Source organism: Viridibacillus arvi, assembly GCF_001274945.1.
GTDB lineage: Bacteria > Bacillota > Bacilli > Bacillales_A > Planococcaceae > Viridibacillus > Viridibacillus arvi.
Genome location: NZ_LILB01000005.1, coordinates 7070 through 14524 on the forward strand (window position 1 = coordinate 7070; position 7455 = coordinate 14524).

Genomic DNA, 7455 nt, shown 5'->3' on the forward strand with positions numbered 1-7455 from the left:
AACATTTTTAGTATAACATGAAGTATTTTTCGATTAAAAATGTATAACTTGACATTCTATTAGCTGGTTTAGTTGAACAAGAAAAACACTTCTTACTAAAGAATGTCACCTACTTATGTTACGATTCGCCGTGAAGTAGCGGCAAAATGCCATAATGCAATTTAGTATTCTACTAAGACCTTTAAAGGATTGATTTTTCCTTCAGCTATGTCCTCAAAACAGCTAATCAGTTCCTCTTTTTTTATTTTTTTCTCGAATATTTTATTTAATTTAGTATCATTTCGTACTTCATTAATAAACCATTCGGAATGCTTCTTATAATCCCAACCGTCACTTGAACCAACAATTTTTAGTTCTTTCTCATAAAATTCAGGTTGTAATTCAAACCTCTCTTTATTCCCATCTGAAAGAATACATATACTGCCTTCTTTCGTTAGTGATTTCTGTAATATATTAAATGCATCATTATGTCCTGAACACTCTAATCCATAATCATAATGATTTCTTGGGCATGCAGATCCATAATTAATAACAGAGTCTGCCCCCAGCAGCTTAGCCAATTTCCCTCTTGAGGTATTCGGTTCTATTACATCCACATGTTGAACTTTTACTTTTTGTTTTAAGAAATATAGAGTTAAAAGTCCTATTGTCCCCATTCCACTTACTATTACTCTATCTGACTCTTTAGGTTTGAGTTTCAGGACACCCTTTGACGAGTCACAGGATAAAATAGTGAGTAATGCGTAGGAATAGTGAATGTCTTTAGGAACTGGAATAGCTTTATATTCTTTAATTACTCCAAAATCCTTGTGCCCATAAAATGCTACTACCCTGTCTCCAAGATTTAATGATTTAACATTATCACCTATCTTAATAATTTCACCATAGCTTTCATACCCAGTCTCTTTCGGATAAATAGGAGATTTATCAGTAAAATCACTTTCCATATATTGTGGCAGTTCTGCCCCAATACTAATTGCACCCGCAATAGTTTTTATTAGGATTTCATCTTTTTCAAGAGGGGGTATATTATTTTGTATCCATTTCAGCTTTCTTTTTCCATACAACACCAGTGAATTTTGTTCTTGTTTCATTATTTTACCTTCTTTCAAGAAATTCTTATTGAACTAATCTGCCCCTATAGTTGAATAAGCTCCTGTAAATAAAATACCATAAAAATGTAAAAAAACCTTATTTTATTTAGAAAGCAACAAACCTTACGAAAAGAGCCTTTTATCTATTCCTCTTCTTCAACTAAACTGCCCCGTTAGTTGAACAACACAAATCCTTGAGAAAACAGCCTTAAATAAATTTAAACTAAAAAACTCGACCCATGGCTAACGGATCGAGTTTCTTATTTGATTTCATTTTATCTGCACTGTTAGTTGAACAAGGAAGTTACTCTTACGCTGGACTTCTACATTTATTATTTTTTTCAGGGTCAAACTTCCTCACTTTGTATTCCTTAATTATCCAATCATTTGAATCCCAATCTTTTTTTAACGTAACAGTAAAAACATCTAAAGAGTTATGAGCTCCTGTAAATGTTGTAAATTCCAGCTTAGTTTGAAAAAGCCAAGAACCTGGATGGTCCAGCTTTTTTATATCAATAATTCTTTCACAGAAAGTTCCAATTTCAAAGGTTGTTCCATAATGGTTTTCTATCACTTTTCCAATCTGTGGTCGTAAAAGGTCAATTACCGCATCTTCTAACAAATTTTCTCTTGTAGCTTTTGTATTTGTAGGAAGGTTAGCAAACGCTATAGCCGATGTTGTAGTTAAAATAACAAAGATAATAAATGTAAACATTTTTTTCATTTAAACACCTACTATTTATTTTATAGGTATCTTGTTCATTGACATCCATAATTATTCTTATTCAACTTACCTTCCCCATAAATTGAATAAGAAAAAAAAGAGCTAACTATGCAGCTCAATAACTTTTTGTTAATGCACCCGTTAGTTGAAGAAGAAGTTTTATGTGTTACGTATAGTAACTTTCCCTTTTTTATTTTCTTCGTAGTAGTCTCCCAGATGAACAACGTTAAATCTTTACGTCTTTAATTTTTCGACAGTCTTTAAAAAATAGAGTTGCATATGCAACTCTATGATCTTCAAGTAAAGCTCCTGTTTGTTGATCAAGAAAGAAGCATTGTAAGTTTCAATTGCAACAGGTCTATTATTTTATATCCCCTTTGATAATTTGGATTTCTCCAGCCAATAATTAGCTTTCAAAGTATCTTTAGCTATTCCAATACCCATCTCATATTTCTTACCTACGTTAAACATCCCAGCTGAGTCTCCACTATTAGCAGCCTTTAAATTCAATTCAAATGCTTTTGTTAAATCTTTTTCTACACCTATTCCATTTCCATAAAGATAACCTAAGTTGACCATAGCTGTTGTATTTCCATTATTAACACTTTCTAAATACCATTTTAAACTTTCTTCATAATTAATATTTACATTTATACCTTCTTGATAATAGTAGGCTAACATTCCTTGGGCTTTTGCGTCTTCTTTTTGTGCCAAATGGTGTAACTCTTCAATTGAAAGCTGACTATAATCCTTTTCAAAATCTAATAGAAGATACAAACTAACTACAGAAATTAAAGTTACAAAAATAATAATGAAATTTCTTTTTTTCATAATAATCTCCTCTATTCTATCAATTTCACTCCACCTTATTGTAAGATAGTTTGTAAATATTTACAATTATTATTAAATTATTCCTGATGTAGTGATCTTTCTCGTTAATTTATGAAGTGATATAAACAGGATTTTCTTGATGTACCATAACAAATCCTTCTTCAATTAAACTGCCCCGTTAGTTCAATAAAAAAAGAGCTGCATATGCAACTCAATGATCTTCAAGTAAAGCACCCGTTAGTTGAATAAGAGTTGTAATATCATTACTAATCAAATTTATCTTTATTTAGAAAATACAATTAAATCATTCAATTACAATTACTTCTCCATCCCTTTCCCGTTTTTTTGTAAGAGCCCCTCTTATTGGTTATACTAACTTTATTAGGGAAAGTAGTGTTGAGAATGAAAAGAAAAATCTTATTCGGTTCTGCTGCTATTGCCGTTATACTTATTGCCACACTTGGAGTTCGTGAATATGGGGCTCTTAAATATTCAAGCGACAAAGATGACTCAACAAATAGCAACATTGTAGAAGCATCTGAATCCCAAATTTATAATGCTGAAATCGGAGAATGGGTTTCAAAGATGAACGTATTACTTTCCGAACCGATGAACGACCCAAAATTGAAAAAAGCGAGTAACGATGAAGGTTTCGAGTATTACTTGAAGTCACTAGTAGTCAATGATGAATCACCAATCCATTTAATTAAAGGAAATAAAGAATTGGAAAAAGATTATATAAATTTGTTCCTTTTAACAAGTTATAAATCTAATAAGCAAGCTGCCCGTACGGTACATTTAGATCCTAATGGTGAAGCAATGGAATCAACAGATTTAGTTAATCAATGGGCACCTACTGATGAAAATACGCGTATTGCATTCGAATACATGAAGCAAATTATCAATGATTTAGACTTTGCAATTAATCATAATGGAAAAGGTGAACTATATGGTGTGACGCATGTATTGAACACGCGTTTGGCTTCGCAACAAACGAAAAAAAAGCCAGTCCTATTCGCTGTAGGACTGGCTTTCGTGTTGTCTTGCTAAATTTCATAACGTTTCGCACTTAAAGTATATCATGATTTAATTTCTCAATCAAAAGTATTGAGTATTCTTTTATCATACTTGTTACGTAAAAAAAGAACCTCTAAGCATACAAGTCTTGAATAATATTTTTGTATATGAAAGATTAGTTCTTTTGAAAAGTTTTTTTAATGTATCATCATATTGTGTAGTGTAGAATGAAAAGAAACCTTATCTAAGGAGAACAAAATGAAAATAGAACGTATGTTAACCATTATTGTGATGTTACTTAATAGAAATCGTGTAACAGCCAATGAATTGGCTCAAAAATTTGAAGTGTCGGTTCGGACTATTTACCGAGATATTGAAACAATCAATCTAGCCGGAATTCCTATCATTTCCCACTCTGGAAACAATGGTGGATTCAGCATTTATGAAAATTATAAATTAAATCATCAAGTACTGACTCTTAATAATCTGTCCTCCCTTCTTTCTGTTCTCAAAGATATTAATTCCACGGTTGACGACATTGAGCTAGAATCATCCATAGAAAAGTTAGAAAATATCATTCCTAAAAACAAGGCAGATGAACTAAAGCTGCATATGGAACAAATCATCATTGATTTACATCCTTTTGGAGAATCTCTAGAACAAAAGTCATTAGTTAAAACGCTAAGAAAATCTATTACACAGACTGATATACTGATGATTGACTACAGAAATTATAATAATATTGTCAGTAAAAGACGAGTTGAACCTATGTCACTCATATTTAAAAATTATACTTGGTACTTATTTGCTTATTGTCTTTCAAAAGAAGATTTCAGAATATTTAAAGTTTCCCGTATAAGTGATTGTTATATCGAAAATCAATCATTTGAACGTCGAGAAAAATCGTATCATGAGATTAGGACATTATTAAATGAGCAAACAATAATGACAACAATTGTCTTAAAAATTTCCTCTATAATGCAGTCTCGTGTGGAGGATATTTTTAATAAAGAAGATATTTCGGTGTTAGAAACAGGTGAACTTCTTGTTAAAGCTACACTCCCCGAAAAAGAATGGTTGTTCTCTCTCATATTTAGTTTTGGAGAGCATGTAGAGGTCTTAGCTCCAAAAGAAATGCGTGAAGCAATTGCTTCAAAACTCAGATTGATGGCTGAAAAATATCGTTAATTGCGTCTCTCAAAGTTGACAGACTGTTGTCAAATCACCGTGATAATATTGTTGTTGTAAGACACCTTTATTTTAATTAGGAGGAACGTTAAATGACAAACAATTATGAATTTCCAACACCAACACTTATCTCAGTTAACGGTGTGAAACTAGAAGTTTTTGAAGCTGGACAAAAAAATTGGGGACGACCTATCGTTCTCTGCCACGGATGGCCAGAACATGCCTATTCTTGGAGACATCAAGTGACTCCTCTTGTAGAAGCAGGTTATCACGTTATTATTCCCAATCAACGGGGATATGGAGAATCTTCTTGTCCCAAAGAAGTTACAAAATATGATATTAAACATTTAACCGGTGATCTTGTTGCTCTATTGGATCACTATCAGTACAAAGATGCCATTTTTATGGGGCATGATTGGGGTGCAAGTGTTGTTTGGAGCATGGCTTTGCTGCACCCAGAACGTGTTCGTAAAATGATTAACTTATGCTTGCCCTATCAAGTTCGTGGAGAGAAACCTTGGATTGATTTTATGGAAGAAGTTTTTGGAGACGATTACTATTTTGTTCACTTTAACAAACAACCAGGTGTTGCAGATGCTATACTAGATGAAAATTCATCACAATTTCTTAATAACTTATATCGAAAGAATGCTCCATCACAAGTTCCTGGTAAAGGAATGGAAATGATTAATCTAGCTAAAGCAACCAAGCCATTAGGTGAACCTGTTATGAGTGATGAAGATCTTTCTGTTTATATCTCAGGGTTCAATAAGACAGGTTTCACTCCAAGCATCAATTGGTACAGAAATCTAAATCGTAATTGGCATTTATTAGGTGACGTCTCTCCTATTATTCATCAGCCAACATTGATGGTATATGGCGAGAAAGATATTATTCCGCCACTTCAAAATATAAAAGATTTTGTACCTAATATAGACGTTAAGAGTTTGGACACTGGTCATTGGATTCAAGAAGAAAGACCTGAAGAGCTTAATCAAATGATTTTAAAATGGCTGATAAAATGAGTGAAGCTTTATTTTTTATTAATCAAACAGAATTTATTGATTGGTTAGATATTCATCACCAAACAGCTAGTGAGATTTGGGTAGTTTTTTCAAAAAAAAGACCAATAAAGCTAGTCTTACTTGGTCAGAATCAGTAGATTGTGCACTGTCGTTTGGTTGGATTGATGGGATACGAAAAACAGTTGATGAAGATAGCTATAAAATCCGCTTTACTCCACGTAAGTCTAATAGCCTCTGGAGTAAAGTTAACGTGCAAAAGGTGCATAAATTAATAGAACTTAATCAAATGAAGCCTGAAGGATTGACTATTTTTAATCAAAGAAATGATCAAACAGGTTATTCTTCCGCTAATAGGAACGTTACTTTAATAAAAGAATATGAGGATGAAATTAAAAAAAATCAAAATTCTTGGAAATTCTTTAATCAGCTTCCGGCTTCTTACAAAAGAGATTCTATTTGGTGGGTAATGAGTGCCAAAAAAGAAGAAACTAGGCTAAGAAGATTGAATCGATTAATCGATTCATGGAAAGAGGGAGACATGTTAAGACCGTAGTTTTATCAATCAACAGCATTAATTTATATATACCTGGATTGTTTAGAGAGAAGAATATGTAGCTTTTGAATAAAGTTCGATTAAAAGTAAGTTGCAAACGCTGATTTTATACAGAAAGAAACCAACTGTTTTGAAACAAAGTTTGATCAAAACAGTTGGTTCTTTATTTATCTAGTTTGGTTTTTATAATAAAGATTGATTATTTCTGGTTGCGAATCTTCAATTAAAGCACCCGTTAGTTTAAGTACATTTATTCACAAACTTATATTAGTTCACAACTAAGACTTAAGAACATTATTGATAAATTCTGTTTTTGCTTTAGTGTACGCTTCACGATCATTGCTGTATTTTTTTGCTAAATTTCTTTTAAGAATAGCGTATTCATCAATAAACTGCTGATTATTCCGTAATAAATCACGAAAAAGTAACTGATTATCCCACCGTTCTTCTCCCTCAAGTAAAATATGTAGATGTACTACTCGTTTGTCGTTAATTACTTTCACAAAAAACCTTTGCCAAGGTCGATTATCTATGTTAGGTGGTACATAATGCCAGTCGTGATTAGCTAACCATAAAGATATTTCTTTAATTTTTTGAAATGAATCAATTTTAGCCATTAAATCAATGATGGGTTTAGCTGGTAAATTAGGAATAGATGTACTGCCATAATGTTGAATTTCCTTTATGCCGAAAGTTGAAAGAAGATTAAGCAGAAGTTCTTTTTCCTGAATACCTTTTTCTACCCACTTGGGATTTGGTTCGACAATGTCTATTGTCTCATTAGCCCAAACGGGCCAGGTGCTTTCATCATGAATATCTTTCATTTTACTTTCCCCCAGGTTTTTAATTTTTTAGTTTCAGAAAAATCTTTGTACCTGCATTCTTCTACAAACCTACCTCATTAGTTTAATAAGTTCAACAAAAAAGAGCGTTATCGTTGTCGGATTAACCTGCCCCGTTAGCACAATAAGAATAAAGTTATTATTTAATCCTTAAATGCCTTTTGAACTCCGCAAATGGAGT

Annotated in this window: 9 protein-coding genes; 5 read left to right on the top strand and 4 right to left on the bottom strand. The window is 32.4% G+C overall.

Going from position 1 to position 7455, the window contains the following annotated elements; genetic code table 11:
• Positions 1–161 precede the first annotated feature (161 nt).
• The 3 genes from AMD00_RS09435 to AMD00_RS09445 form a co-directional block, all read right to left on the bottom strand.
• Positions 162–1094, bottom strand: a complete 933-nt coding sequence (locus AMD00_RS09435) for a zinc-binding dehydrogenase (protein WP_053416837.1) — start codon at positions 1092–1094, stop codon at positions 162–164.
• 310 nt (positions 1095–1404) lie between these two features.
• Entirely contained in the window at positions 1405–1818 is a 414-nt protein-coding gene (locus AMD00_RS09440) for a DUF3888 domain-containing protein (protein WP_053416838.1), read from the bottom strand.
• Between the two features lie 366 nt (positions 1819–2184).
• Entirely contained in the window at positions 2185–2649 is a 465-nt protein-coding gene (locus AMD00_RS09445) for a tetratricopeptide repeat protein (RefSeq protein ID WP_053416839.1), read from the bottom strand.
• Positions 2650–3051: 402 nt separating this feature from the next.
• Here AMD00_RS09445 and AMD00_RS09450 point away from each other — a divergent pair, with 402 nt between their 5' ends.
• The 5 genes from AMD00_RS09450 to AMD00_RS23975 all read left to right on the top strand — a co-directional run bounded on the left by AMD00_RS09450 (position 3052) and on the right by AMD00_RS23975 (position 6432).
• Positions 3052–3699, top strand: coding sequence for a hypothetical protein (locus tag AMD00_RS09450; RefSeq protein WP_157059225.1), 648 nt, complete (start codon positions 3052–3054; stop codon positions 3697–3699).
• A gap of 225 nt (positions 3700–3924) precedes the next feature.
• Entirely contained in the window at positions 3925–4854 is a 930-nt protein-coding gene (locus AMD00_RS09455; protein WP_053416841.1) for a helix-turn-helix transcriptional regulator, read from the top strand.
• 92 nt (positions 4855–4946) lie between these two features.
• Entirely contained in the window at positions 4947–5879 is a 933-nt protein-coding gene (locus tag AMD00_RS09460; RefSeq protein WP_053416842.1) for an alpha/beta fold hydrolase, read from the top strand.
• Positions 5864–6016, top strand: coding sequence for a hypothetical protein (locus AMD00_RS23970; protein WP_245639487.1), 153 nt, complete (start codon positions 5864–5866; stop codon positions 6014–6016). The genes AMD00_RS09460 and AMD00_RS23970 overlap by 16 nt, the downstream gene beginning before the upstream one ends.
• A gap of 113 nt (positions 6017–6129) precedes the next feature.
• Positions 6130–6432, top strand: coding sequence for a YdeI/OmpD-associated family protein (locus tag AMD00_RS23975; RefSeq protein ID WP_245639488.1), 303 nt, complete (start codon positions 6130–6132; stop codon positions 6430–6432).
• A gap of 278 nt (positions 6433–6710) precedes the next feature.
• Here AMD00_RS23975 and AMD00_RS09470 read toward each other — a convergent pair whose 3' ends face one another.
• Positions 6711–7256: a GrpB family protein gene (locus AMD00_RS09470; protein WP_053416843.1), complete on the bottom strand. Its 546-nt coding sequence runs from the start codon at positions 7254–7256 to the stop codon at positions 6711–6713.
• Positions 7257–7455: the final 199 nt, after the last annotated feature.

Coding starts and splice junctions, on each gene's coding strand:
- AMD00_RS09435 (WP_053416837.1), bottom strand. CDS start 1,094: ATGAAACAAGAACAAAATTCACTGGTGTTGTATGGAAAAAGAAAGCTG.
- AMD00_RS09440 (WP_053416838.1), bottom strand. CDS start 1,818: ATGAAAAAAATGTTTACATTTATTATCTTTGTTATTTTAACTACAACA.
- AMD00_RS09445 (WP_053416839.1), bottom strand. CDS start 2,649: ATGAAAAAAAGAAATTTCATTATTATTTTTGTAACTTTAATTTCTGTA.
- AMD00_RS09450 (WP_157059225.1), top strand. CDS start 3,052: ATGAAAAGAAAAATCTTATTCGGTTCTGCTGCTATTGCCGTTATACTT.
- AMD00_RS09455 (WP_053416841.1), top strand. CDS start 3,925: ATGAAAATAGAACGTATGTTAACCATTATTGTGATGTTACTTAATAGA.
- AMD00_RS09460 (WP_053416842.1), top strand. CDS start 4,947: ATGACAAACAATTATGAATTTCCAACACCAACACTTATCTCAGTTAAC.
- AMD00_RS23970 (WP_245639487.1), top strand. CDS start 5,864: ATGGCTGATAAAATGAGTGAAGCTTTATTTTTTATTAATCAAACAGAA.
- AMD00_RS09470 (WP_053416843.1), bottom strand. CDS start 7,256: ATGAAAGATATTCATGATGAAAGCACCTGGCCCGTTTGGGCTAATGAG.